The following is a 25,280-nucleotide window of genomic DNA, read 5'->3' on the forward strand; positions in this document are numbered from 1 at the left end:
GACGGCCTGAATCGATTTAATTGCCCGAAGTGCTTGGAATTTCAGTATAATACCGCCCAAATTTTTCCCCAACTTTTAAAGATAAACATGAATACTTCAGATAACAGTATGTTCGAGCGCATTTTTAAATTGCGCGAAAACGGCACCAACGTGCGCACGGAAGTGATGGCGGGTTTAACCACCTTTCTGACCATGTGTTACATCATCATCGTCAATCCCTTGATTTTGGGCGAAGCGGGCATGGATGTCGGCGCGGTGTTCGTCGCCACCTGTATCGCTGCGGCCATCGGCTGCTTTGTGATGGGCTTTGTCGGCAATTATCCGATTGCACTCGCCCCGGGCATGGGCTTGAATGCTTATTTTACTTTTGCCGTGGTGAAGGGCATGGGTGTGCCTTGGCAGGTGGCGTTGGGCGCGGTGTTTATGTCGGGCTTGATTTTCATCTTCTTCAGCTTGTTTAAAGTGCGCGAAATGCTGGTGAACGCATTGCCGATGGGCTTGAAAATGTCGATTGCGTCCGGTATCGGCCTGTTTTTGGCTTTGATTGCCTTAAAAGGCGCGGGCGTGATTGTCGATAATCCGGCTACGCTGGTGGGTATGGGCGATATTCACCAGCCGTCGGTATTGCTGGCGTTGGGCGGTTTTGCGGCGGTATGCGTGTTGAGCCATTTCCGTATTAAAGGTGCGATTATCATCACTATTTTGGGCATTACCGTGTTGTCCAGCCTGATGGGTTTGAGCGAATTCAAAGGCGTGGTGGGCAGCGTGCCGAGTATTGTGCCGACTTTCATGCAAATGGATTTTGAAGGCTTGTTCACCGTCAGCATGATCAGCGTGATTTTCGTGTTTTTCTTGGTGGACTTGTTCGACAGTACCGGCACTTTGGTCGGTGTATCGCACCGTGCGGGCTTGTTGGTAGATGGCAAACTGCCGCGCTTGAAACGTGCTTTGCTGGCGGATTCGACTGCAATTGTGGCAGGTGCCGCTTTGGGTACGTCGTCAACTACACCTTATATCGAAAGTGCATCGGGTGTGGCTGCGGGTGGCCGCACGGGTTTGACTGCTGTGGTGGTTGGTTTGCTGATGTTGGCGTGTTTGGTGTTCTCGCCGCTGGCACAAAGCGTACCGGCTTTTGCCACCGCGCCGGCTTTGTTATACGTCGGCACGCAGATGTTGCGCAGTGCCACCGAAATCGATTGGGACGACATCACCGAAGCTGCTCCGGCTTTCTTAACCATCGTGTTCATGCCGTTCACTTACTCGATTGCTGACGGTATCGCAGCAGGCTTTATCAGCTATGCGGTGATTAAATTGCTGTGCGGTCGTGCGAAAGAAGTGCCGCCGATGGTGTGGATTGTGGCTGTATTGTGGGCATTGAAATTCTGGTATATGGGCGGTTGATTCGCACTGCTAGAAAATGTTTTAAACAGGCCGTCTGAAAACAATATGTTTCAGACGGCCTGTTTTTATTGTTATAAATAACTGAATAATCGGCTTTGCATGAAAATAATTCAAGTAAAAATGCAGTTTAGAGTAAAAATCCGTCAAATAGGCCGTCTGAAAAATAGTTGCTGATTTCAAGTATTTATTAACGGCATTTAACTGAAAGCAGGTGTGGATTTAAAATCACTCGACAAAAATAACGGATAATTTTTTGAGGTTGGTGAAAAAATTGTTGCTTTTGATTATATGTAAATTAAACATATTTAAATAATAAAATACAATAGATTATGTGTATTTTTAGTTTGTAATCAGCTTGTTTTTGATTAATTTGTTTATTTTAATCGATAAAAGTTATCAAGTGGATTGAAAAAATATTTGACACACAAAAAATTATGGCTTAGATTTAAATCAAAGAAAAACTACATGAAACTACATCATACAAAGGAACCCACCATGACTTCTCGCGCGATTTTGCCGCTATCTCTTCATTTCCACGAAATATTCTCTTTTCCCGCTGCTGCTTTCGGTTTGTTGCCCGTCAAAGCCGTTACGCGTTAAACCGGTTTATTCTTTCGCCGTATTTTTCTGTTTTATTTTTAACATCCAAAAAGTAAAAAGCTCGAATAATTTTCAATAAGCGGTGGTCGTGTGTGTTGCGGCTGGTTTAAGTGTAAACGTTAACTGTTTATTGAAAATGATTTTAGTGATGTCAATCAAAGTTTGATTTGACGATGTGATTGATAAGAGGAGAAAAAAGATGACCCAAGCTTCAGCTGGCCTGCGTTTCCGTCAAGCCGTTCAAGAATCTAATCCGTTGGCGGTGGTGGGCTGCGTCAATGCTTATTTTGCCCGTTTGGCCACCCACAGCGGCTTTAAAGCGATTTATCTGTCCGGCGGCGGCGTGGCTGCCTGCTCAAACGGCATTCCGGATTTGGGTATCACCACCATGGAAGACGTGCTGATTGATGCACGCCGCATTACCGATAATGTAGATACGCCTTTGCTGGTAGATATTGATGTGGGTTGGGGCGGTGCATTCAACATCGCGCGCACCATCCGCAATTTCGAGCGCGCCGGTGTGGCGGCGGTACATATTGAAGACCAAGTGGCGCAAAAGCGTTGCGGCCACCGTCCAAATAAAGCCATCGTGTCTAAAGAAGAGATGGTTGACCGCATTAAAGCCGCGGTTGATGCGCGTGTGGATGAAAACTTCGTCATCATGGCGCGTACTGATGCATTGGCGGTAGAAGGTTTGGATGCGGCGATTGAGCGTGCGCAAGCCTGTGTGGAAGCCGGTGCCGATATGATTTTCCCAGAAGCGATGACCGAATTGGGCATGTACAGAAAATTCGTTGATGCGGTGAAAGTACCGGTATTGGCCAACATCACCGAATTCGGTTCAACGCCGCTCTACACCCAGCAGGAATTGGCTGAAAACGGCGTGCAGCTGGTGCTGTATCCGCTCTCAACCTTCCGCGCAGCCAGCAAAGCAGCATTGAATGTGTATGAAGCGATTATGCGCGACGGCACACAAGCCAATGTGGTTGATACCATGCAGACCCGCGCGGAATTGTACGAACACTTGGGCTACCACGATTTCGAGCAGAAATTAGACCAATTGTTTCAAAAATAAATAAAGCCGTAGAAATAGAAGTTGTTGGATTTTCAGACGGCCTGTTCCCAGCGGAAAGGCCGTCTGAAAAATAATCATATTAAAAAAGCAATCAATAGGAGAAACATCATGACAACCGAAACCCCTACTTTCAAACCGAAAAAATCCGTAGCCCTGTCAGGCGTAGCAGCCGGTAACACCGCGCTGTGTACCGTCGGCAAAACCGGTAACGACTTGAGCTACCGTGGTTACGACATTCTCGATTTAGCCAAGCATTGCGAATTTGAAGAAGTGGCGCACTTACTGATTCATGGCCATCTGCCGAATAAGAGCGAATTGGCAGCTTATAAAGCCAAATTGCAAACCTTGCGTGGCTTGCCGATTCGTGTTCGTAAAATGCTGGAAAACTTGCCGGCACACACCCATCCGATGGACGTTTTGCGTTCGGGCGTGTCTATGATGGGCTGCGTTCACCCTGAGCGCGAAAGCCAACCGGAAAGTGAAGCGCGTGATATCGCCGACAAACTGATTGCCAGCTTGGGCAGCATCTTGCTGTATTGGTATCAATATTCACACAAAGGCAAGAGCATTGACGTTGAGAGCGAAGAAGAGAGCATTGGCGGTCATTTCCTGCACTTGTTGCACGGCAAACGCCCAACGCCTTCGCAAGTTAAAGCCATGCACATTTCCCTGATTTTGTATGCAGAACACGAATTTAACGCATCTACTTTCACCAGTCGTGTGATTGCGGGTACCGGTTCGGATATCTACTCTTGCATTACCGGTGCCATCGGTGCTTTGAAAGGCCCGAAACACGGCGGTGCCAACGAGGTGGCTTACGACATTCAAAAACGCTACCGCAATGCCGACGAAGCGGAAGCAGATATCCGCGAGCGCATCGGCCGCAAAGAAATCGTGATCGGTTTCGGCCATCCGGTGTACACCGTATCTGACCCACGCAACGTGGTGATTAAAGAAGTGGCACGCGATTTGAGTAAAGAAGCCGGCGATATGCGCTTGTTTGACATTGCCGAGCGCTTGGAAAGCGTGATGTGGGAAGAGAAGAAAATGTTCCCGAATCTGGACTGGTTCTCTGCCGTGTCTTACCAAAAACTGGGCGTACCGACTGCGATGTTCACCCCGTTGTTCGTGATTTCGCGTACCACCGGCTGGTCGGCACACGTGTTGGAGCAACGCAAAGACGGCAAGATTATCCGTCCGAGCGCGAATTACACCGGTCCTGACGATATTCCGTTCGTGCCGTTGGACGAACGCTGCTGATGTACTTTTCAGACGGTCTTTATGCTTTCGCATCAGGCCGTCTGAAAAATTTACGATGATGCGTACTTGAATATTAGTAATTAAATAATTTTCCAAAGATAAAGATTCAGTTGGAAAGACAAAAGGCAATGTTGGTTTAGGAAGCTCAAACAAATATTTTGCTTGCGCTCAAGCCAAGGGAATATACGGTTGTATACGTTTTGACCGACAGATAATAAATGAATGCCACACAAACCGTTTACTTTTTATTGTCAAGCATGTTGGTTGCCGCCTTGCCCGGCCCTGCCATGATGTTGGTAATACAGGGGGCGATTCATTCGGGATGGAGAAAAGGGGCAAGTATTACGGCAGGGATATTGTTGGCAGATGCTTTACTTTTAGTAGCGGTGTGTTTAGGAGTAGGCGGTATTATTGCTTCTTCTGAATCCATGCTTACTGTAATGAACGTGTTTTCTTCCTGTTATCTGATTTACTTAGCATATGGTTCATTTCGGGCGATCAGTAGTCTTCGTTCGGGTTTGCCGGTGTCGGTAAAAAATGTTGACTGGAAAGCGGGTTTTTGGATTACCATCATCAATCCCAAAACCATTATTTTTCTGATTGCGTATTTGCCCCGTTTTATTGATCACCATTCCGATGCGTCGGAGAATATACAGCTTTTCATGCTTTCATTTTGGTTTGTGATTGCGGTAGCGGTTGTGATGTCGGTTTATGCTTTAGTGGCACATGGTGCTCGGCGGTTTCTAGAAAAAATAATAGTGCGCCAAACAATGGAAGCCGTGTTTGGTATGGTATTGCTTTTTATCGGTTTGCATGGTTTATGGGAAATGGTTTCCACTCGATAACTTCACAAACGGTATCCCACCATGAACATAAAAGACGCTTTGCTGATTGCCGCTGTGGTCGGTATTTGGGGCATTAATTTTTTCTTTATGAAAACCGCTTTGGCCGATGTGCCGCCCATGATATTGGGCTTGTTGCGGTTTTTATTGGTGATTTTTCCGGCGGTATTCTTTATTAAACCGCCGAAAGTCGCTTGGTATTGGCTGGCGCTTTACGGTATCACCATTAGCTTCGGTCAATTCGGGCTGATGTTTACCGCGCTGGAACTGGGTATGCCCACAGGCTTGGGAGCCTTATTGATTCAATTGCAAGTGTTTCTTACCGTATTGGTGGCTGGTGTGATGATGAGAGAGCCACTATTACGTCATCACTTGTTGGGTATGATTGCTGCTGCGGTGGGTCTGATGCTAATCGGCATCGGCCAATATCAAGGCAATATGCCGTTGGTGGCTTTGCTGGCAGTGGTCGGCGCGGCGGCTTCTTGGGCGGTCGGCAACATTGTGGTGAAATACATCGGACAGGTGAACCCGCTCTCATTGGTGGTGTGGGGCAGTTGGTCGGCCTTGGTGGCATTTACCGCTGTTTCTTTGATGATGTATGGCGCCGATGGTCTGGTTTCTTACACGCTGTCTCTCAGCGGTTGGGGCATTGCCAGCATTTTGTTTTTGGCCTATGTGTCGAGTTTGGTCGGCTACACCGCGTGGGGCGATTTGCTCTCGCGCCATCCGGCAGGCAAGATTACTCCGTTTGCGCTGTGTGTGCCGGTGATTGCGTTGTTGGTCGGCTATATCTTCTTAGGCGAACGTTTGGGCGCATGGCATTGGGCAGGTATAGTGGTCGTAATGGCCGGTTTGCTGATTCATGTGTTCGGCGGCAAATGGTTAGGCCGTCTGAAAAAATAAAAAGCATAACAAAATGCCTCATTTAACTGTTGAATACGGCGGCGTAGAAATGCCGCAAGAAGCCTTGCCAGAATTACACCAAACCTTATTAAACAGCGGCCTGTTTGAAGAATACGATTTGAAAATCCGCCTGCCGCTATGAGCAAGCCGATTATTTGGTCGGCGGCAGCAAACAAGCCTTTGCCCATTTGACCTTGCGTTTGCTGGAAGGGCGTAGCGAAAGCGCCCAAGCCGAATTGAGCCGCGCCTTGGCCGAAACCGTGCAAAAATTAACCGCACAAGCGCCGAGCATACAGATTAGCGTGGATTTGTGCGACATGGTTCGCGCCACCTACACCAAAACCCACCGTTAATCAAACAGGCCGTCTGAAACCAACTTAAAGCGCAATCATCATGAGCAAAGATTGGAATCCGCAACACTATCAGCGTTTTGAAAAAGAACGCAACCGCCCGCCGGCTGAATTGTTGGCGCGGATTGCACACATTCAAGCGCAACGGATCGCCGATTTGGGCTGCGGTTCGGGCAGCAGCACCGCCTTGTTGCGCCAAGCATGGCCGCAAGCCGAGATTACCAGCGTGGACAGTTCACCCGCCATGCTTGCTGTGGCACAGGAAAAATTGCCCGATTGCCGTTTTGTATTGCAGGATTTTCACGATTGGCAGCCGGAAACGCCGCAAGATATTGTGTTTGCCAATGCGTCACTGCAATGGTCGGACACACCGCAAACGCTGTTGCCGCACCTGATTCGCCAGTTGAAACAAGGCGGTGTGTTGGCGGCGCAAATGCCGGATAATTTGGATGAGCCGTCGCATTTTCTCATGCGCGACACCGCTGCGTTGCCCCAATGGAAAGATTTAACCCAAGCCGCCGACAGCCGTCCACCGGTGTGGGACGTATCCCGCTATTATGATTTGCTGGTGGCGCAAGGTTGCGAAGTGGATGTGTGGCGCACGGTGTATTACCACGTTTTGCCCGATACCGTCGCCATCGCCGATATGTTTGCCAGCACCGCATTGCGCCCTTATCTGGCCTGTTTGGACGAAGCACAGCAGGGCGAATTTATGCAGGCATACATCGAGCAATTAAACCAACATTATCCGCGCCGACATGATGGCAATGTGTTGTTGGCGTTGCCGCGAATGTTATCGTGGCGCACAAAGGGCAGGCCGTCTGAAACGGCTGCCGCTCTTATTAAAATTAAAACGATTTTTCAGACGGCCTTGAGATAAACAACAGGCCGTCTGAAACCCCAAGCAGTCAAACAGAAGAAAAACATAAATCACTGGAGATATCACCATGTCTAACCAAATCTATAAAAAACCGTTACCTGATACCAATCTGGAATACTTCGACGCACGCCAAGCGTGTGAAGACATCCGCCCCGGCTCATACGACAAGCTGCCGTACACCAGCCGCATTTTGGCGGAAAACTTGGTCAACCGCGCCGATAAGGTGGATTTGGCCACGCTGCAATCGTGGCTGGGTCAATTGATTGACAACAAACAGGAAATCGATTTCCCATGGTATCCGGCGCGCGTGGTGTGTCACGATATTTTGGGTCAAACCGCATTGGTGGATTTGGCAGGCTTGCGCGATGCGATTGCCGAAAAAGGCGGCGATCCGGCCAAAGTGAATCCAGTGGTGCAAACCCAGTTGATCGTCGATCACTCGCTAGCCGTGGAATGCGGCGGCTATGATCCGGATGCCTTCCGCAAAAACCGCGAAATCGAAGATCGCCGCAACGAAGACCGTTTCCACTTCATCAACTGGACCAAAACCGCGTTTGAAAATGTAGACGTGATTCCGGCGGGTAACGGCATCATGCACCAAATCAACTTGGAAAAAATGTCGCCGGTAGTTCAAGTGAAAAACGGCGTGGCTTTCCCGGATACCTGCGTCGGCACCGACTCACACACGCCGCACGTTGATGCATTGGGCGTGATTTCCGTGGGTGTAGGTGGTTTGGAAGCCGAAACCGTGATGCTCGGTCGCGCGTCGATGATGCGTCTGCCGGATATTGTCGGCGTGGAACTTACCGGCAAACGCCAGCCGGGCATTACCGCCACCGACATCGTATTGGCCTTGACCGAATTCTTGCGTAAAGAGCGCGTGGTAGGTGCGTTTGTTGAATTCTTCGGCGAAGGTGCCGACAGCCTGTCGATTGGCGACCGTGCCACCATTTCCAACATGACCCCTGAATTCGGCGCGACTGCCGCCATGTTTGCCATCGACCAGCAAACCATTGATTACCTGAAACTGACCGGCCGCGACGAAGCACAGGTGAAATTAGTGGAAACCTACGCCAAAACCGCCGGTTTGTGGGCAGATGCGCTGAAAATCGCCGAATATCCACGCGTGTTGAAGTTTGATTTGTCCACCGTGACCCGCAATATGGCCGGCCCGTCAAACCCACATGCGCGTTTCTCAACCACCGATTTGGCCGCCAAAGGCATTGCCGCCCCTTACGAAGAACCGACCGACGGCAAAATGCCGGACGGCGCAGTGATTATCGCGGCGATTACCTCGTGTACCAATACGTCAAATCCACGCAACGTGGTGGCCGCTGCCTTGCTGGCGCGCAACGCCAACCGCTTGGGCTTGAAACGTAAACCGTGGGTGAAAACCTCATTCGCACCCGGCTCAAAAGTGGCAGAAGTGTACCTGAAAGAAGCCGGATTGCTGCCGGAAATGGAAGCCTTGGGCTTCGGCGTGGTCGGTTTTGCCTGCACCACTTGTAACGGTATGTCCGGCGCGCTCGATCCGAAAATCCAGCAGGAAATCATCGACCGTGATTTGTACGCTACTGCCGTATTGTCGGGCAACCGCAACTTTGACGGCCGTATCCACCCGTATGCTAAACAAGCTTTCTTGGCTTCGCCGCCGCTGGTGGTGGCCTACGCGATTGCCGGTTCGATTCGTTTCGACATTGAAAACGACGTATTGGGCGTGGTAGATGGCAAAGAAATCCGCCTGAAAGACTTGTGGCCGAGCGATGAGGAAATCGATGCCGTGGTGGCCGAATTTGTGAAGCCGCAGCAATTCCGCGATATTTACATTCCGATGTTTGACACCGGTGCTGCTGAGCGCGCACCTAGCCCGTTGTACGACTGGCGTCCGATGTCGACCTATATCCGCCGTCCGCCGTATTGGGAAGGCGCATTGGCAGGCGAGCGCACGCTGAAAGGCATGCGTCCGCTGGCGATTTTGCCTGACAACATCACCACCGACCACTTATCACCGTCAAATGCGATTCTGCCGAGCAGTGCAGCCGGTGAATACTTGGCGAAAATGGGTTTGCCGGAAGAAGATTTCAACTCTTACGCCACCCACCGCGGCGACCACCTGACCGCCCAACGCGCCACTTTTGCCAACCCTAAACTCTTCAATGAGATGGTGAAAAACGAAGACGGCACCACTAAGCAAGGCTCACTCGCCCGCGTGGAACCGGAAGGCCAAGTGATGCGTATGTGGGAAGCGATTGAAACCTATATGAACCGCAAACAGCCGCTGATTATCGTTGCCGGTGCCGACTACGGCCAAGGCTCGAGCCGCGACTGGGCAGCTAAGGGTGTGCGTTTGGCCGGTGTGGAAGCGATTGTGGCCGAAGGCTTCGAGCGTATCCACCGCACCAACCTGATCGGCATGGGCGTGTTGCCGCTGCAATTCAAAGAAGGCACCAACCGCCACACGCTGGCCTTGGACGGCACTGAAACCTACGATGTCATCGGCACACGCGAACCGCGTTGCGATTTGACCTTGGTGATTCACCGTCAAAACGGCGAAACGGTCGAAGTACCGGTAACCTGCCGCTTGGATACCGCTGAAGAAGTGTTGATTTACGAAGCCGGCGGCGTGCTGCAACGCTTCGCGCAAGACTTCTTGGAAGGGAACGCCGCCTAAGCGTTTCAGACGGCCTTGTGTATGCGCAAGGCCGTCTAAACTTATGGAATAGCGAGTAGGGTGGGTGTAAACCCACATTAACCAGACAACAAATATTGTGAAAAAAATCAGACGGCCTTAGTATTAAACAGGCCGTCTGAAACCCAAACAAGAACAATAAGGAGAATCCAAATGCCGCAAATTAAAATCCCGGCCGTGTACTACCGTGGCGGCACATCCAAAGGCGTATTTTTCAAACGCACCGATTTACCCGAAGCCGCACAACAAGCAGGCGAAGCGCGCGATAAAATCCTGTTGCGCGTGTTGGGCAGCCCCGACCCTTACGGCAAACAAATCGACGGTTTGGGCAATGCCAGCTCGTCCACCAGCAAAGCCGTAATTTTGGATAAATCCGAACGCGCCGACCACGATGTCGATTATTTGTTTGGTCAAGTATCGATTGACAAACCGTTTGTCGATTGGAGTGGCAACTGCGGCAACCTTACCGCTGCCGTGGGCGCATTCGCCATTTCACAAGGCTTGGTTGATTCGACCAAAATCCCTTCAGACGGCATTTGCACCGTCAACATCTGGCAGAAAAACATCGGCAAAACCATCATTGCCCATGTACCGATGCAAAACGGCGAAGTGTTGGAAACTGGCGATTTTGAGCTTGACGGCGTGACATTCCCTGCTGCCGAAGTGCAAATCGAATTTCTCGACCCTGCCGACGGCGAAGGCAGCATGTTCCCGACCGGCAATGTGGTGGACGATTTAGAAGTGCCGAATATCGGTACCTTCAAAGCCACCATGATTAACGCCGGCATTCCGACCATTTTCCTGAACGCCGCCGATTTGGGCTACACCGGCACCGAGTTGCAGGACGACATCAACAACGATCCGGCCGCTTTGGAAAAACTGGAAACCATCCGCGCATACGGCGCAGTAAAGATGGGCTTGATTCAAGACGTGGCCGAAGCTGCCACCCGCGCGCACACGCCGAAAGTGGCCTTTGTCGCGCCACCGACCGATTACACCGCGTCCAGCGGTAAAGCCATCCAAGCAGGCGACATCGATTTGCTGGTGCGCGCCATGAGCATGGGCAAACTGCACCACGCCATGATGGGCACAGCTTCCGTTGCCATCGCCACCGCAGCCGCCGTCGAAGGCAGCTTGGTGAACTTGGCCGCAGGCGGCGGTAAACGCGATGCCGTGCGTTTCGGCCACCCGTCCGGCACCTTGCGTGTGGGCGCATCAGCCGAACTGGTTGACGGCCAATGGACCGCCACCAAAGCCGTCATGAGCCGCAGTGCCCGCGTGATTATGGAAGGCTGGGTGCGTGTGCCGGATGATACGTTTTAAAATAGCTTGAAATCGCTTTGATGATAGGCCGTCTGAAATGGGAAGTTTCAGACGGCTTTTTTCTAGCTGTTTCCCGTCTGTTTGGCTGTATCAGCGGCTTGAGTTGGTTTCTTTAAATGGTGTATTTAGTCATCAGTAGGCCGTCTGAAACCCAAAAACTTTCAGACGGCCTTTTGTCTTTTCAATCAATAAGTTTTACAATATGCGCCGAACCAAAAACATCAAACGCAAAGGACACAAACATGGCACAATTTTTCGCCATCCACCCCGATAATCCGCAAGACCGCCTGATTAAGCAAGCCGCCGACATCGTGCGCAACGGCGGCGTGATTGTTTACCCCACCGATTCCTGCTATGCGTTGGGTTGCCAACTCGGCGACAAAAACGCGATGGAAAAAATCCTGCAAATCCGCAAAATCGACCAAAAACACCACCTGACCTTGATGTGCGGTGATTTGAGCGAATTGGGCACGTACGCCAAAGTGGACAACAGCCAGTTCCGCCAGCTCAAAGCCGCCACGCCGGGCAGCTACACTTTTATTTTGGAAGCCACTAAAGAAGTGCCCAACCGCACCATGCACCCAAAACGCAAAACCATCGGCCTGCGCGTACCCGACAACAAAATCGCCTTGGCCTTGTTGCAAGAATTGGGCGAACCTTTGTTGAGCTGCACTTTAATGCTGCCCGAAGACGACGAATCGCTGACCGACCCCTACGAAATCCGCGACCGCTTGGAACACAGTGTAGATTTAGTGATTGACGGCGGCTGGTGCGGCACCGAGCCAACCACCGTGATTGACATGACCGACGGTACCGAATTAATTCGTGAAGGCAAGGGGGACAAAGGCTTATTTGGTTTGTAAAAAATGATAATGAAGGCCGTCTGAAAACCACGTAAATGTTTCAGACGGCCTCCTTAAAAATGTAGGTACGGTTAGCCGCCAAAGCGGCGTAACCGTACGCAAGCCTAATGCTTTTTCGGTGACTTATTCGTACGGTTACGCCGCTTTAGGCGGCTAACCGTACCTACGAGATGGTTAATGTTGTAACGATTTAACCGTGCAAGTCCTAAACAATCAGACGGCGTGACACATAAAACCGTTAAGATGAAAGGAAGCTCATGAAAACCTTAGGCATTATCGGCGGTATGTCGCCTGAAAGCACAGCGATTTACTATCAGGAAATCAACCGCTTGGTGAATCAGAAAGCAGGTGGCAACCATTCCGCGCCGATGGTGATGCTGAGTGTTGATTTTGAAGAAATCGTGCAGCGCCAGAAAAGCGTTGCATGGCAGGAAACGGGGAAAATACTGGCTGAAGCGGCGGTTAAACTGGAAAGCATTGGCGCACAAGGGATTTTGTTGGCAACCAATACCATGCACAAAAATGCGGCTGAAATTCAGGCGGCGGTGCAAATACCGTTTCTACATATACTCGATGCTACGGTTGCGGCTATTAAGGCACAAGGCATCAAAAAGGTAGGCGTTCTGGGAACGGCATTTACCATGCAGGATGCGTTTTATAAAGATGGCCTCAAGCAGCGCGGCATCGAGATGGTGGTTCCTGACGAGCAGGCACAGGCGGAAGTTCACCGCATTATTTTTGAAGAATTGTGCTTGGGTAAAATCCTGCCTGAAAGCCGTGATTTTTATTTGGATACGGTGCAATATTTGGCTGGACAGGGAGCGGAAGGTGTGATTTTAGGTTGCACCGAAATTGGTCTGTTGATTCAAGAGGGCGACCATGCGCTGCCGTTTTTCGATACGGCGGCGTTGCATGCGCAGGCAGCGGCAGATTTTGTGTTGAGGGGGTAACTCAAAACATTAATTCATATTTAAAAATTAGTAGGTACGGTTAGCTTTGCCCAAGCAAAGCGTAACCGTACAAACTGAAAATGTTTATGGGATAAGTTCTCATGCCGCATTCTATGCTAAGAGTTTGACGGTACATCAATTGATGTCGTCTGAAAGTTTTGAACATCCGTAGGGTTACGCCGCTTTAAGCGGCGTAACCCTACCGACATCTACAGGCTATAGTGGGTGTGATTTGAAAAGAAAGGTGGAATTTGGGCTATTTGGAGCCGGTGACCCGCCGTATGATCGGTGAGATAGCGCAATGGGGCGGCAACTGCGGCTCGGCGGTAAGTGAAAGCGGTAAGGTATTTGAATTCACGCGCGGGCATATCCGCTCTATTCCGCATGTTTTTGAAGCCGGTCTCAGGGTGGAAATTTTTGCAGATTATGACGAAACCGGAACCCTCCGTTCGTTTGTACTCCGCCCTGTTCCACGCCATGGTGTTGACACGCTTGCCCTAAAGGGGCAACAAATGACGATGCCGGCGAAAAAAAACCAAGCGGCTGCGCAACCGGTTTGCCGCTATTGCGTTGTTTTCGGGTGTTGCCGTGTTGGCTGCAGCTTGGTTTTGGCTGGCTGCCAATCAAAATCGCGCGAGCTTGCCGGCTTTTATTTTGCAGCTGGTAACCAGTTTTACTTTCATTCACGGCATGAACCTTTTGTTCAAATCGCGCAGGGTTTATGCGCCGGATTGTTGTTTGGCGGTTATTGCAGACCAAGCCATGATGGTGTGTGCGGCAGCGGTGGATTGGCCGACCAAAAACAGATTCGGCAGATTGATTCATCATGAAGGCGATAGATACGACGGCCTTGAAACGACGGCGGTGTTTGATTGGTACGGCATTCAAAATATCCGCCTCAATCAAAAAAGGGGCAAGGAGATATTATGGATTGATGTCTCCCCCGAACATGTTTATTTCAGCCATCATGGCGGCACCAACCTCGACGGACAAGGTTGGGACAACTGTGTGATTGCCCTGCGCTTAGATTTGTTTGCACAGCAAGAGCGGCAGAATTTATTGTGTATGCTGAAGAAGAAAACCGTTGTTTCAGTCGTCTGAAAAATCAGTCGGGCATTCAGACGGTATTCCGACTCTCTTTGCATCACCTTGAATCCCCACTTTATGCCCACATCTGCAAAATCTGTTATATTCTTGACTATTTGGCGGTTCAGACGGCCTTGATATTAGAAAAGTTGTTTCCCGCAAACAGCTTTCTGCGGAGCGAAAAACCATGTTTCAGAATTTTGATTTAGGTATTTTTTTACTGGCGGTGCTGCCGATGTTGCTGGCGATTACGGTACACGAAGCGGCGCACGGCTATGCGGCGCGTTATTGGGGCGACCCTACCGCCGAACAGATGGGCAGGCTGACGCTGAATCCGTTGGCGCATATTGACCCGATTGGCACGGTGGTGGTGCCAGCGGTGTTGCTTTTTACCACCGGTTTTATGTTTGGCTGGGCGAAACCGGTACCGGTGATTCCGCGCAATTTCCGCGATGCACGCTTGGGGATGCGTACGGTGGCGATTGCCGGGCCGTTGTCGAATCTGGTGATGGCGTTTGGTTGGGGATTGGCAGCGGTGTATGCGCCTGAATCGTATCAATTTCCGATGTCAAAAATGGCGCAATTCGGTATTTCGATTAATGCGGTGCTGTTCGTGCTGAACATGCTACCGGTGCCGCCTTTGGATGGTGGTCGCTTCGTGGACAGTTTCTTACCGGCGAAGCAATCCATGCAATACCGCAAGATTGAGCCTTACGGTACTTGGATTATTCTGCTTTTGCTGATGACCGGCGTGTTGTGGACGGTAATCGAGCCGATGGTGAACTTGATTATGTCGTTGGTGGCAGGATCTGTTGGATTAATTATTTAAAAACTGAGGCCATCTGAAGATTCAGACGGCCTTGTTGTATGTGGATTGGTAGATTATCCTAAAAATCGAGGCTGATTTGTTCGGCGTTGGATCCATCGACAGGGGCGAGTAAATCCAGTTTGCGGTTGCGGATTTTGTTTTTGCGCATACTCAACAGGCGCATGACTTGGTGTTTTTGCTCATCGCTCATCTGCTGCCAATAGAGCCGCTCTTCACGACTGCGCAAGCAGCCCTTGCAATAGCCTTTGGCATTGGCTTCGCATACGCCGATACACGGGCTGGGAATGGTGAAGAAGTCGGGCTGTTGCATGGTGGGGAAAATGTCATTTTTCTGTCATGGTAGGCGGTTATTGATGTAAAGTCAATGAGATACGGAGAAGGCCGTCTGAAAGCAGAATATGTTTCAGACGGCCTTGTCATGAAGCAAAACATTTTACACGGTTTGCGAATATTTCGCCGTGGTTTCTTTATGGCGCAAGTGGTAGTCGAATACCATGGCAATATTGCGAATCAGGAAACGGCCTTCCGGGGTCACAGTCAGACCGTGCGGCTTCAAGCGCAGCAAGCCGAGTTCGGCCAGATTCTGCAAGTCGGCCAATTCATCGGCAAAATATTGGTGGAATGGAATGCCGAACACGCTTTCGTAAATTTGGAAATCCAATGAAAAGCGACACATCAAATCTTGAATGATGTTGCGGCGCAATAAGTCGTCTTGGTTCAACTGGTAGCCGCGCATAATCGGCAAGCGGCCTTCATCGATGGCGGCATAATAGGCGTCGATGTCGCGCTCGTTTTGGGCATAGGTGCTGCCGATTTTGCCGATGCTGGACACGCCGATGGCTACTAAATCGCAATCGGCATAGGTTGAATAGCCTTGGAAATTACGCTGCAACCAGCCTTCTTTCAGGGCGATGGAAAGCTCGTCGTCAGGTTTGGCAAAGTGATCCATGCCGATGAACACATAGCCGCGGTCGGTGAGAGTTTGCACGCAGTATTGCAGCATATCGAGCTTCTCTTCGCTGCCCGGTACAGCATTGGTGTCGATGCGGCGCTGCGGTTTGAAAATATGTGGCAGGTGGGCATAGTGATACAGCGCCAAGCGGTCGGGATCGAGACTGAGCACAGTATCAATAGTGGCTTTCATGCTTTCTACCGATTGATGTGGTAAGCCGTAAATCAAATCGACGCTGACGGATTTGAAGCCGGCTTCGCGTGCGGCATCAATCACTTCTTTGGTTTCTTCAAAGCTTTGAATGCGGTTGACCGCTTCCTGCACTTTCGGATCGAAATCCTGAATGCCCACGCTCATGCGGTTGAAACCGAGTTTGCCGAGTTTGTGCACTGTTTCGCGGCTGACTTTGCGTGGGTCGATTTCAATGGAATATTCGCCGTTGGGCATCAGCTGGAAATGCTTGCGAATCATCTCAAACACGCGCTCAAGCTGGTCGTCGCTCAAGAAGGTCGGTGTGCCGCCGCCGAAGTGAAGTTGTGCCAATTGATGGCGGCCGTTGAGATGTGGGGAGAGCAATTCCATTTCGCGCTCAAGATACTCAATATAAGCATCGGCGCGGGTTTTGTCTTTGGTGATGATTTTGTTGCAGCCGCAGTAATAGCAGATGGTATTGCAAAATGGAATGTGGATATAAAGCGATAAAGGTTTGTTGAGCGCACCTAGGCCGCGTAAGTGCAGCGCATGGGTGTATTCGGCTTCGCGAAAGCCATCGTGGAAGCGGTCGGCGGTGGGATAAGACGTATAGCGTGGGCCGCTTGCCGGAAGCTTGGCAATCAAGTCGCGGTCAAATTCTGGTAGTTCGTTGTTTTGTATCGGAATTATTTTCATGATGGTCGTGTTGTGCTTATATTTTGTTTAACGAATTAGTAAAATTCGATTTAGTTTGCTAGAATGCCACATTATGATAAACCTGTCTTGATATGAGTCAAGAGAAGCTCAGTCAGTAAGAAGTTTTATAAAAAAGGTATTTTATGGCCACACACAATTCTACACATCAATTGAAAGCATTGTGTTCGACGTGTTCTTTGCGTGAACTTTGTTTGCCGGTTGGTTTGATGCCTAACGAATTTTCCCAGCTGGATGCCGTTATCCGTCAGAGCCGTCGTCTGAAAAAAGGCGAATATCTGTTCCGCGCCGGCGAACCGTTTACTTCTTTGTTTGCCATTCGTGCCGGTTTTTTCAAAACCACGGTGGCAAGCCAAGACGGACGCGACCAAGTGACCGGTTTCTTTATGTCGGGCGAATTGATCGGTATGGACGGCATTTGTTCGCATGTCCACAGCTGCGATGCCGTGGCCTTGGAAGACAGTGAAGTGTGTGAATTGCCGTTTGCCCACATGGAAGAGTTGGGACAAAACATTCCAAGCCTGCAAACCCACTTTTTCCGCTTGATGAGCCGCGAAATCGTGCGTGATCAAGGCGTGATGCTGTTGTTGGGCAATATGCGTGCCGAAGAGCGTTTGGCCGCATTTTTGTTGAATTTATCGAATCGTTTGTATTCGCGCGGTTTTGCCGCCAATGATTTCATCCTGCGCATGTCGCGTGAAGAAATCGGCAGCTATTTGGGTTTGAAGCTAGAAACCGTCAGCCGCACGTTGTCGAAATTCCATCACGAAGGTTTGATTGAAGTGGAACATAAACACATCAAGATTCTCGACTCGCAGGCCTTGAAAAAAATGGTATCCGGCTGCGCGCATGCTATGTAAGGGCTGAAAATGTCAACAGGCCGTCTGAAGTTGTGTGTTTCAGACGGCCTTTTATCTTTAGGGAAATAAACAAACGCGCTAATTTAAATGGAGAAGTCCTCCATAATCGGTGTATACAAGATACGGTCGATATTTTCACGGTTTAAATGAGGTGCAAACATCTCGATAAAGTCATAAGTATAGCCGCGTAAATAAGTATCTGAACGGATAGCAATCCAAGTGGGTGACGGCTCAAACAAATGAGCCACATCAATCAATTCCAAATCTTGATCGGCTTGCGGATCGTAAGCCATTTTTGCCATCAAGCCCGCGCCTAAGCCCAGTTTGACATACGTTTTTAGCACGTCGGTATCAGCAGCGGCTAGAGCCACTTCCGGCTGCTCCAGCTTGGCTTTGGTAAAAGCACGCGCGATGCTGCTGCTAGAATGGAAGGCGAATTCATAAGTAATTAACGGAAAGCTGGCCAAATCTTCAATGCTGAGCGGATTTCTGCAATCAAGTAAAGGATGGTTCTTAGGCACGATCACCGCATGATTCCAGTCGTAACAATTAAGTTTGCGCAATTCAGGATGGTCGTCGAGCTTTTCGGTAATAATGGCAATGTCGGCTTCACCGTTGCTGACCATCTGCGCAATAGCCGAAGGACTGCCTTGTTTGATGGTAAGATTAACTCTGGGATAACGCTTTACAAAATCAGCCACAATGTGCGGCAGGGCATAACGTGCCTGTGTATGGGTTGTGGCAATGGTGAGTGCGCCACTATCGTGGTCGGTAAACTCGCTGCCGATGTTTTTGATATTTTGCACATCACGCAAAATGCGCTCGGAAATTTCCAACACTGCTTTGCCCGGCTGGGAAACTGAAACCACGCGTTTACCGCTGCGGATAAAAATCTGAATGCCCAGCTCTTCTTCCAGTAATCGGATTTGTTTGGAAATACCCGGCTGGGAAGTAAACAGTGCGTCGGCTGCTTCGGAGACATTCAGATTATGGCGGTAAACTTCGAGTGCGTAGCGTAATTGTTGTAATTTCATGGTATTTGAGTTGTGGATATTGTGCGACAAATATGGCGTAATTTAGCATATTTTATTTAATTTTGTCGGCGTGAATCGGCTTTCTTTGGGAAGCTTTTGTTTTTTCAAGAAGTATCTAAATTCTCCATCAGAAAGTTTTAAGAAGCCATCATCGCACTTTGAAATGGTTGTTGCTTTTGTACAACGATAGAGCAAACCTTATGGGGATTTATCCATAAATAAATGACACAAGTTTGATTTTTCGGCATGATTGGTAGTCAGGAAGCAGGCAGTTTCATGATTGTTCAGAGGCATCGAGTATTGACAGTTTGCCCTCGGCTTCTTTATAGTGCAACCTGATATATCCGATTTGCCGCCATTTTATATGCTGCGGCCTGTATATTGGTAAAGTTGTGACGGTGTATTATGCATCCGTTGCATAACAATTTTGATGAGGGAATAAAATGACCAAACAGCTGAAATTAAGCGCATTGTTTGTTGCCTTGGTGGCTTCTGGCACCGCAATGGCAAGTGAAGCGCATACCAAACACGGTTACACCGTAAGCAGCAAATCTCAAGAAGTCGTGCGCAACAACTACGGCGAATGCTGGAAAAACACCTACTTCGACAAAGCCACTCAAGGCCGTGTTGAGTGTGGCGATGCCGTTGCTAAAGTTGAAGAGCCAGAATATGCTGATGAAACTGTTTCATTGTCTGCTAAGACTTTGTTCAGCTTCGACAAAGATACTCTGCGTCCTGAAGCTCAAGAAAACCTGAATGCTTTGGCTCAGCGTCTGAGCAACACCAACGTACAAACCGTACGTGTTGAAGGTCACACCGACTTTATGGGTTCTGAGCAATACAACCAAGCTCTGTCTGAGCGTCGTGCGAACACCGTGGCTAACTACTTGGTTAACCGTGGCGTACCTTCTAGCAAAATCTCTGCTGTAGGTCTGGGTGAATCTCAAACTCGTATGACTGCTACTTGTGAAGCTGAAGTGGCTAACCTGGGCAAAAAAGTTTCTAAAGCGAAACGTCGTGCTGCTCTGATTGCATGTATTGAGCCGGATCGTCGCGTTGACGTGAAAATCCGCAGCTTGGTAACTAAACAAGTTGCTCCTGGTACTGTGCAAGGCGAACGTCCAGCAGTAGATGATGGTTGGATTCCTTCTCCGCACAGCCGCGTACATGGTTACACCAAACCTTAAGTAGGCTGATTAAAAACCCCGCGCTAGCGGGGTTTTTTGTTTGCAATATTTTGGATAGGTAGATCATCAAACTTAATTTAATAAGGGAACAGGATTAACTGTCGGCATATTGAATTTATCATTAAGCATATGATTTAAATTGAATTTTCTGATAAATACAGATGCTTGATTTTACGTTAAAATAATGTTATATCAATTAAGTAGTTTAATTATTTACATAAAAACAAATTTTACTAGTATTGTTTTTCTTCTTGTAAATGTGGTTTAATTTTCAGGACTTTAAATGACAGAGTTTGATTTTATTCGAAAATATCTGCAGAACCAGCAGCAAGACCATCAGGTGGTGTTGGGGATTGGTGATGATGCTGCCATTATCCGCCCGCAAGCCGAATATGATTTATGTTTTAGTGCGGATATGCTTCTAAAAAATAGGCATTTTTTTGAAAATGTTGCACCTGAGGATTTGGCATGGAAAGTGCTGGCGGTTAATCTCTCTGATATGGCGGCTATGGGTGCTCAACCCAGATGGGCTTTGTTGAGTGCAGGCTTGCCTGAATTGAATGAAGATTGGTTGCGTCGTTTTTGCAACAGTCTTTTTGATTTGGCGCAACGCTTCGGCGTGACTTTAATCGGCGGAGATACCACGCGTGGTGACTTGGTTTTTAATGTCACTATTGTGGGGGAGTTGCCGCAAGGAAAATCTCTGCGACGTGATGCTGCACAAGTTGGTGATGATATTTGGGTTTCCGGAAAGATTGGTTTGGCCGCATCGGCTTTAAATTGCTTGTTGAAACAATGTGATTTACCTTCGGAAGTTTTTCAGCTGTGTGAAGCGGAATTATTAAGGCCTATGCCGCGTGTGCGATTGGGACAGGCAATATTGAATTTTGCACATGCAGCACAAGATGTTTCAGATGGCTTGGCACAAGATATCGACCATATTTTGACAGCATCGAATGTTGGTGCAGAAATTTGGGCGGATGAAATACCGACTTTGCCGCAATTAAAAAAAGTATTGCCACGCAAAGAATGGCTGCAATACACTTTAGCCGGCGGGGATGATTATGAATTGGTGTTTACTGCACCAAAAAATTGTCGCGAAGCGCTATTGATCGCTGCGCAAAACAGCAATACACCGATTACGTGCATCGGTAAAATTACCGATTCAGGATGTCTACAGGTGATAAACTCAATGGCAGACCGTATGGAAATTGCATTAACTTCTTTAGGATTTGATCATTTTGGCTGATTTTAAACCAACGTTTTCATGGCTGAAACAAAAGCCGATATGCTTGCTCGCATTCGGTTTCGGTAGTGGTTTGGCACCGGTTGCACCGGGCACATTCGGCACACTTCCGGCCTTACCGATTGCGTTTATGCTGTCTTTGCTTGGCATTACCGGCTGGTGGCTGGCATTGGTTTGCGTGGGTCTGTTTGTATGGGGCATTCAGATTTGCAATCATGCTGAAAAAGAATTGGGCATTCAGGATTACGGCGGCATAGTGTGGGACGAAATCGTCGCCATGCTGCTGATTTTGGCATTTGTGCCGTTTAAATGGCATTGGTGGTTAGCTGCATTCATTGTGTTCCGCTTTTTTGATGCCGTTAAACCATGGCCGATTAAATGGGTTGATGCACGCGTACATGGCGGCTTGGGTATCATGCTAGACGATATCATCGCGGCATTCATGACTTTGATTGTTTTGAATATTGCGGCGTGGATTGTGTAAGCAATCCGACATTTTGACCGGAAGCATATCTCGGCAAAATGCAAGTCATCTGATGATGGCTCTTTATAAAACTCACTAAAAAAATATTACCATACGGGGTAAACAACATGAATCAAATTGAAATTAATGTACAGTCACGCTATGTGGCTGGGCAAAGCGACGTCTATCGCGACCGTTACGCCTTTAATTATGTGATTACCATCTTTAATCGTAGCGATGAGGTGGTTACCTTGCGCCAGCGCTTTTGGGAAATCACCGATGGCCATGGTGAAACCGAATCGGTCGGCCATCCGGGCTTAGTTGAAGAGCAGCCGGTTTTGTATCCGGGCGAAGAATACGAATACAACAGCGGTTCGCAAATCAGCACACCTTGGGGCAGCATTGAAGGGGCGTATGAATTTGAAAACAGCATCGGCAAGCGCTTTATTGTCGGTGTACCGAAATTGGATTTTAAAGCAGGCTTTACCTTGCAATAATTAACATTGAAATGCCGTCTGAACGTGGTTTCAGGCGGCATTTTTTGATAAATTGTTGCGTATTTCAACATTATTTTCTAAATTATTTTGGAAAATTGCTAAAAATCATCATGATTTTGGTATTTTATTTTTAATTTTAAAATAAAGGTTTAGCTGAGTAAAAGCCCAAATCATTCCTGATTTACGACATAAATTGTGTACATAACATTGCAAAAGTTAACGCTTTATGCTGAAATAAATCCATCTTAACAAAAATGACAGAGGAGAAATGCTGATGGAGGCATTGAAATCATTATTCGACGTGATCAGTGGATGGGTCTGGGGGCCGATTATGCTGGTGTTGCTGGTTGGCACCGGCGTAGTGCTGACCGTTATGCTCAAAGGCTTGCAATTCAGCATGCTCGGCTATGCCTTAAAACAAGCGTTCCGACCGCATCCTAAAAAAGACGGCCAAGACCATGACGGCGATATTTCCCATTTCGGCGCACTGATGACTGCTTTGTCTGCCACCATCGGTACCGGTAATATCGCCGGTGTAGCAACCGCGGTGGTAATGGGGGGTCCGGGTGCAGTATTCTGGATGTGGATTACCGCCATTTTCGGTATGGCCACCAAATATGGCGAAGGCGTGCTGGCGGTGAAATACCGTGTGCAGAACAAAAAAGGCGAAATGTCCGGCGGCCCGATGTATTACATCGAAAAAGGTTTGGGCAGCAAATGGAAATGGATGGCGTATGCTTTTGCGTTGTTCGGCACGTTCGCTTCGTTCGGTATTGGTAGCTCGGTGCAGTCAAACTCAGTGGCGCAAGCCGTGCAAACCAGCTTTAATATCACACCTAGCCTGACCGGCGCGGTATTGACCTTGTTGACCGCGATTGTGGTATTGGGCGGTATTCGCGGTATTGCCAAAGCGGCTTCGGTGATTGTGCCGGTGATGGCGGTATTGTATATGTTGGGTGGTTTGTTGATCATCCTGATGCATTTGGACATGGTTGCACCGGCAGTCAGCCTGATTTTGCGTGACGCGTTTACTGGTGAAGCAGTGGCCGGTGGTGCACTCGGCATGGTGATTCGCTACGGCGTGGCACGTGGTGTATTCTCGAATGAAGCCGGTATGGGTTCGGCTCCGATTGCGGCGGCTGCGGCCAAAACCGACCACCCTGTGCGCCAAGCATTGGTGTCAATGACCGGCACATTCTTGGATACCATCGTGGTGTGTTCGATTACCGGTATCGTGTTGGTAATGGGCTTAATGGGCGCAGGTGGTGAATTCGTGAAACCGGAATTGAGCGGCGCTGCCTTGACTACCGTGACCTTCCAGCAATTGCTGCCGGGCGTGGGTGGTTGGATTGTGACCATCGGTTTGATTTTCTTCGCCTACTCAACCATTTTGGGCTGGTGTTACTACGGTGAAAAATGCGCGACTTATGTATTCGGCGACGGCTTTGCCAATATCTACCGCGTGTTCTATGTCGCTACTGTTATGCTCGGCACCGTATTGAGCTTGGATTTGGTTTGGTTGGCTGCCGACACTTTCAACGGCTTGATGGCGATTCCAAACTTGATTGCCTTGCTGTTGTTGGCTAAAGTGATTGTCAGCGAAACCCGCGACTTTAAGCAAAAAGTGAAAAGTGGTGAGTTGCCACACTGATTAAGGTGATGGATAAAAGGCCGTCTGAAACGGAAATGTTTCAGACGGCTTTTTGTTGCGCTTGATATGCAAAAGCAAGGCCGTATGAAAACCAATCATTCAGACGGCCTGAATACATGCTTAATTTCGTTATTTCGCCGTCACACCCACGCGCACATCAATCAATTTGCGCACAATAATCGTCACCACAAAAATCACCGCCATCACCGGAAACGTAATACCCAGCGGTGTTTCGCCAGTTAAGAAATTGCGATACAGCAGGAAACCGGCTAGCCACAAGCTTAAACCGACAAAATCAAATTCGTGCTTTGACGCGTCGTGTTTGAGCACAAAATAGTCGGCAATCAAAATCGCCACCATTGGTGCGAACACCGAGCCAATCATCAGCAAAAAGCTTTCAAACTGGGTGACAGGCAGGGTGATTGCTAAGATAGCGCCGATGATGGTCACGACCGCGCCGACGTGGATTTCATTGGCTTTGCTGAAAATGGTTTTGCTGCTCACGCCGGCGGAATAAGCATCTAAATAAGTGGTGGTCACGGTGGATAAAATCACCACCAACACGCCGCCGATGCCGATACCGGCCATCAGGAAAATCTTGGCAATATCTGATTCCTGTAAAAACAATACCGCGCCCAAGCCCAATAAATACATCCATGTGCTGGTGATAAAATAAGCCAAAGTCGCAGCAATGGTGGCGGCTTTCGGTTTGGCGGCGCGGCGGGTGTAGTCGGCTACTAAAGGCAGCCAAGACAAAGGCATCACAGCAGAAAGCTCGACTGCCAAGCCGAATGACATTTGCCCTTCAACCGTTTGCATGCCGCCGGTGTTGCCGAATACGCGCACGCTCAGCCATATGGTTACCAACAGCATCATGCCTAGTGAGATTTTTTTCAGCAGACCCACATCGCTGCCGCCGCGGTAAAGCCAGCCGACAATCATCAGGCCAACGATAATGCCCCAAACTGCTTGCGAGCCGAAGCCCCACAGCGAATCGCTCAACGCCGCCGCAATTTGCGCGCCGGTGTAGATCATAATCGCCGTCCAGCCGATGAGTTGCAACACGTTGGCGCTGGAAAACAAGACCGAACCGCGTATGCCGAACGAGCGTTGCACTGTTTCCATCGCGCTTTTGCCGGTTTGCGCACCGATTAATGCCGCGCAGAAAAATAACGCGCAGCCGATGATGTGGCCGAGAATGACTGCCTGCACACCGCGTTCCCAACCCAAAGGCGCGAGAAATGTGCCGGTGAGGATTTCGCTCAGAGAAACTGCCGCGCCAAACCAAATCAGGCCGCTGGCGGCGGTGGAAAGTTTGTTTGATGTCATGATGAATCCCGCAAGGATAGCTGATAACAAGCGGATTATAAGGCTTGGGAATAGGAATGAACAGCCGCAAGCGCTAATCAAAACGGCGTTTTAGGGAGAGATTA

25 protein-coding genes are annotated in these 25,280 nt (G+C 49.1%); 21 read left to right on the forward strand and 4 right to left on the reverse strand.

The window, feature by feature from the left end:
- The first annotated feature begins 87 nt into the window (after positions 1-87).
- From GJV52_RS08375 to GJV52_RS08440, 15 genes are all read left to right on the forward strand, one after another.
- Positions 88-1,401 carry an NCS2 family permease gene (locus tag GJV52_RS08375; RefSeq protein ID WP_100563041.1) on the forward strand — a complete coding sequence of 438 codons (1,314 nt, stop codon included), beginning with the start codon at positions 88-90 and terminating at the stop codon, positions 1,399-1,401.
- A gap of 799 nt (positions 1,402-2,200) precedes the next feature.
- Complete coding sequence (gene prpB, locus GJV52_RS08380) at positions 2,201-3,076, forward strand: methylisocitrate lyase (RefSeq protein ID WP_095502793.1); 876 nt, start codon at positions 2,201-2,203, stop codon at positions 3,074-3,076.
- Between the two features lie 108 nt (positions 3,077-3,184).
- Positions 3,185-4,336, forward strand: a complete 1,152-nt coding sequence (prpC, locus tag GJV52_RS08385; protein ID WP_095502794.1) for a bifunctional 2-methylcitrate synthase/citrate synthase — start codon at positions 3,185-3,187, stop codon at positions 4,334-4,336.
- A 218-nt stretch (positions 4,337-4,554) separates the two neighbouring features.
- Positions 4,555-5,181 carry a LysE family translocator gene (locus tag GJV52_RS08390; RefSeq protein ID WP_100563043.1) on the forward strand — a complete coding sequence of 209 codons (627 nt, stop codon included), beginning with the start codon at positions 4,555-4,557 and terminating at the stop codon, positions 5,179-5,181.
- Positions 5,182-5,202: 21 nt separating this feature from the next.
- Positions 5,203-6,081: an EamA family transporter gene (locus tag GJV52_RS08395; protein ID WP_100563045.1), complete on the forward strand. Its 879-nt coding sequence runs from the start codon at positions 5,203-5,205 to the stop codon at positions 6,079-6,081.
- Between the two features lie 13 nt (positions 6,082-6,094).
- Positions 6,095-6,223, forward strand: coding sequence for a tautomerase family protein (locus GJV52_RS13390; RefSeq protein WP_255408761.1), 129 nt, complete (start codon positions 6,095-6,097; stop codon positions 6,221-6,223).
- 13 nt (positions 6,224-6,236) lie between these two features.
- On the forward strand, positions 6,237-6,434 hold the full coding sequence (locus GJV52_RS08400; RefSeq protein WP_100563047.1) for a tautomerase family protein: 198 nt from the start codon (positions 6,237-6,239) through the stop codon (positions 6,432-6,434).
- A gap of 40 nt (positions 6,435-6,474) precedes the next feature.
- A complete protein-coding gene (tam, locus tag GJV52_RS08405; RefSeq protein WP_100563050.1) occupies positions 6,475-7,311 on the forward strand; it encodes a trans-aconitate 2-methyltransferase in 837 nt (278 codons plus the stop codon).
- 67 nt (positions 7,312-7,378) lie between these two features.
- Complete coding sequence (acnD, locus tag GJV52_RS08410) at positions 7,379-9,982, forward strand: Fe/S-dependent 2-methylisocitrate dehydratase AcnD (RefSeq protein WP_095501839.1); 2,604 nt, start codon at positions 7,379-7,381, stop codon at positions 9,980-9,982.
- Between the two features lie 171 nt (positions 9,983-10,153).
- Positions 10,154-11,323: a 2-methylaconitate cis-trans isomerase PrpF gene (gene prpF / locus GJV52_RS08415; RefSeq protein WP_095501838.1), complete on the forward strand. Its 1,170-nt coding sequence runs from the start codon at positions 10,154-10,156 to the stop codon at positions 11,321-11,323.
- Between the two features lie 242 nt (positions 11,324-11,565).
- On the forward strand, positions 11,566-12,186 hold the full coding sequence (locus GJV52_RS08420; RefSeq protein WP_095503232.1) for an L-threonylcarbamoyladenylate synthase: 621 nt from the start codon (positions 11,566-11,568) through the stop codon (positions 12,184-12,186).
- A gap of 257 nt (positions 12,187-12,443) precedes the next feature.
- Positions 12,444-13,136, forward strand: coding sequence for an aspartate/glutamate racemase family protein (locus GJV52_RS08425; protein ID WP_100563052.1), 693 nt, complete (start codon positions 12,444-12,446; stop codon positions 13,134-13,136).
- 269 nt (positions 13,137-13,405) lie between these two features.
- Positions 13,406-13,966 (forward strand): hypothetical protein, encoded by a 561-nt coding sequence (locus GJV52_RS08430; protein ID WP_154212885.1) that lies wholly within the window; start codon positions 13,406-13,408, stop codon positions 13,964-13,966.
- Complete coding sequence (locus tag GJV52_RS08435; protein ID WP_100563057.1) at positions 13,953-14,237, forward strand: hypothetical protein; 285 nt, start codon at positions 13,953-13,955, stop codon at positions 14,235-14,237. Before GJV52_RS08430 ends, GJV52_RS08435 begins: the two co-directional genes overlap by 14 nt.
- Positions 14,238-14,409: 172 nt before the next feature.
- The gene (locus tag GJV52_RS08440; protein ID WP_095503229.1) at positions 14,410-15,051 is read left to right on the forward strand and encodes a site-2 protease family protein; all 642 of its coding nucleotides are present in this window, start codon (positions 14,410-14,412) and stop codon (positions 15,049-15,051) included.
- A gap of 58 nt (positions 15,052-15,109) precedes the next feature.
- Here the strand turns inward: GJV52_RS08440 and GJV52_RS08445 are convergent, their stop codons facing one another.
- Entirely contained in the window at positions 15,110-15,361 is a 252-nt protein-coding gene (locus GJV52_RS08445) for a DUF1289 domain-containing protein (protein ID WP_095503228.1), read from the reverse strand.
- A 123-nt stretch (positions 15,362-15,484) separates the two neighbouring features.
- A complete protein-coding gene (hemN, locus tag GJV52_RS08450; protein WP_100563059.1) occupies positions 15,485-16,891 on the reverse strand; it encodes an oxygen-independent coproporphyrinogen III oxidase in 1,407 nt (468 codons plus the stop codon).
- A 143-nt stretch (positions 16,892-17,034) separates the two neighbouring features.
- Between hemN and fnr the strand changes: the two genes are divergently transcribed.
- Entirely contained in the window at positions 17,035-17,769 is a 735-nt protein-coding gene (fnr, locus tag GJV52_RS08455; protein WP_095503226.1) for a fumarate/nitrate reduction transcriptional regulator Fnr, read from the forward strand.
- Between the two features lie 83 nt (positions 17,770-17,852).
- Here fnr and GJV52_RS08460 read toward each other — a convergent pair whose 3' ends face one another.
- Positions 17,853-18,803, reverse strand: coding sequence for a CysB family HTH-type transcriptional regulator (locus GJV52_RS08460; protein WP_095503225.1), 951 nt, complete (start codon positions 18,801-18,803; stop codon positions 17,853-17,855).
- Positions 18,804-19,246: 443 nt separating this feature from the next.
- Here GJV52_RS08460 and GJV52_RS08465 point away from each other — a divergent pair, with 443 nt between their 5' ends.
- From GJV52_RS08465 to GJV52_RS08485, 5 genes are all read left to right on the forward strand, one after another.
- Positions 19,247-19,990: an OmpA family protein gene (locus tag GJV52_RS08465; protein WP_095503224.1), complete on the forward strand. Its 744-nt coding sequence runs from the start codon at positions 19,247-19,249 to the stop codon at positions 19,988-19,990.
- Positions 19,991-20,273: 283 nt separating this feature from the next.
- Positions 20,274-21,239: a thiamine-phosphate kinase gene (gene thiL, locus GJV52_RS08470; RefSeq protein WP_095503223.1), complete on the forward strand. Its 966-nt coding sequence runs from the start codon at positions 20,274-20,276 to the stop codon at positions 21,237-21,239.
- Positions 21,232-21,720 (forward strand): phosphatidylglycerophosphatase A family protein, encoded by a 489-nt coding sequence (locus GJV52_RS08475; protein WP_095503233.1) that lies wholly within the window; start codon positions 21,232-21,234, stop codon positions 21,718-21,720. Before thiL ends, GJV52_RS08475 begins: the two co-directional genes overlap by 8 nt.
- A gap of 107 nt (positions 21,721-21,827) precedes the next feature.
- Positions 21,828-22,196, forward strand: a complete 369-nt coding sequence (apaG, locus tag GJV52_RS08480) for a Co2+/Mg2+ efflux protein ApaG (RefSeq protein ID WP_095503222.1) — start codon at positions 21,828-21,830, stop codon at positions 22,194-22,196.
- A 274-nt stretch (positions 22,197-22,470) separates the two neighbouring features.
- Positions 22,471-23,847 carry an alanine/glycine:cation symporter family protein gene (locus GJV52_RS08485; protein ID WP_195690031.1) on the forward strand — a complete coding sequence of 459 codons (1,377 nt, stop codon included), beginning with the start codon at positions 22,471-22,473 and terminating at the stop codon, positions 23,845-23,847.
- 129 nt (positions 23,848-23,976) lie between these two features.
- Here GJV52_RS08485 and cytX read toward each other — a convergent pair whose 3' ends face one another.
- Positions 23,977-25,176 (reverse strand): putative hydroxymethylpyrimidine transporter CytX, encoded by a 1,200-nt coding sequence (cytX, locus tag GJV52_RS08490; RefSeq protein ID WP_100563062.1) that lies wholly within the window; start codon positions 25,174-25,176, stop codon positions 23,977-23,979.
- Positions 25,177-25,280 lie beyond the last annotated feature (104 nt).

This window comes from Neisseria brasiliensis (assembly GCF_009671065.1).
GTDB classification, from domain to species: Bacteria; Pseudomonadota; Gammaproteobacteria; order Burkholderiales; family Neisseriaceae; genus Neisseria; species Neisseria brasiliensis.

Coding starts and splice junctions, on each gene's coding strand:
- GJV52_RS08375 (WP_100563041.1), top strand. CDS start 88: ATGAATACTTCAGATAACAGTATGTTCGAGCGCATTTTTAAATTGCGC.
- prpB (WP_095502793.1), top strand. CDS start 2,201: ATGACCCAAGCTTCAGCTGGCCTGCGTTTCCGTCAAGCCGTTCAAGAA.
- prpC (WP_095502794.1), top strand. CDS start 3,185: ATGACAACCGAAACCCCTACTTTCAAACCGAAAAAATCCGTAGCCCTG.
- GJV52_RS08390 (WP_100563043.1), top strand. CDS start 4,555: ATGAATGCCACACAAACCGTTTACTTTTTATTGTCAAGCATGTTGGTT.
- GJV52_RS08395 (WP_100563045.1), top strand. CDS start 5,203: ATGAACATAAAAGACGCTTTGCTGATTGCCGCTGTGGTCGGTATTTGG.
- GJV52_RS13390 (WP_255408761.1), top strand. CDS start 6,095: ATGCCTCATTTAACTGTTGAATACGGCGGCGTAGAAATGCCGCAAGAA.
- tam (WP_100563050.1), top strand. CDS start 6,475: ATGAGCAAAGATTGGAATCCGCAACACTATCAGCGTTTTGAAAAAGAA.
- acnD (WP_095501839.1), top strand. CDS start 7,379: ATGTCTAACCAAATCTATAAAAAACCGTTACCTGATACCAATCTGGAA.
- prpF (WP_095501838.1), top strand. CDS start 10,154: ATGCCGCAAATTAAAATCCCGGCCGTGTACTACCGTGGCGGCACATCC.
- GJV52_RS08420 (WP_095503232.1), top strand. CDS start 11,566: ATGGCACAATTTTTCGCCATCCACCCCGATAATCCGCAAGACCGCCTG.
- GJV52_RS08425 (WP_100563052.1), top strand. CDS start 12,444: ATGAAAACCTTAGGCATTATCGGCGGTATGTCGCCTGAAAGCACAGCG.
- GJV52_RS08440 (WP_095503229.1), top strand. CDS start 14,410: ATGTTTCAGAATTTTGATTTAGGTATTTTTTTACTGGCGGTGCTGCCG.
- GJV52_RS08445 (WP_095503228.1), bottom strand. CDS start 15,361: ATGCAACAGCCCGACTTCTTCACCATTCCCAGCCCGTGTATCGGCGTA.
- hemN (WP_100563059.1), bottom strand. CDS start 16,891: ATGAAAATAATTCCGATACAAAACAACGAACTACCAGAATTTGACCGC.
- fnr (WP_095503226.1), top strand. CDS start 17,035: ATGGCCACACACAATTCTACACATCAATTGAAAGCATTGTGTTCGACG.
- GJV52_RS08460 (WP_095503225.1), bottom strand. CDS start 18,803: ATGAAATTACAACAATTACGCTACGCACTCGAAGTTTACCGCCATAAT.
- GJV52_RS08465 (WP_095503224.1), top strand. CDS start 19,247: ATGACCAAACAGCTGAAATTAAGCGCATTGTTTGTTGCCTTGGTGGCT.
- thiL (WP_095503223.1), top strand. CDS start 20,274: ATGACAGAGTTTGATTTTATTCGAAAATATCTGCAGAACCAGCAGCAA.
- apaG (WP_095503222.1), top strand. CDS start 21,828: ATGAATCAAATTGAAATTAATGTACAGTCACGCTATGTGGCTGGGCAA.
- GJV52_RS08485 (WP_195690031.1), top strand. CDS start 22,471: ATGGAGGCATTGAAATCATTATTCGACGTGATCAGTGGATGGGTCTGG.
- cytX (WP_100563062.1), bottom strand. CDS start 25,176: ATGACATCAAACAAACTTTCCACCGCCGCCAGCGGCCTGATTTGGTTT.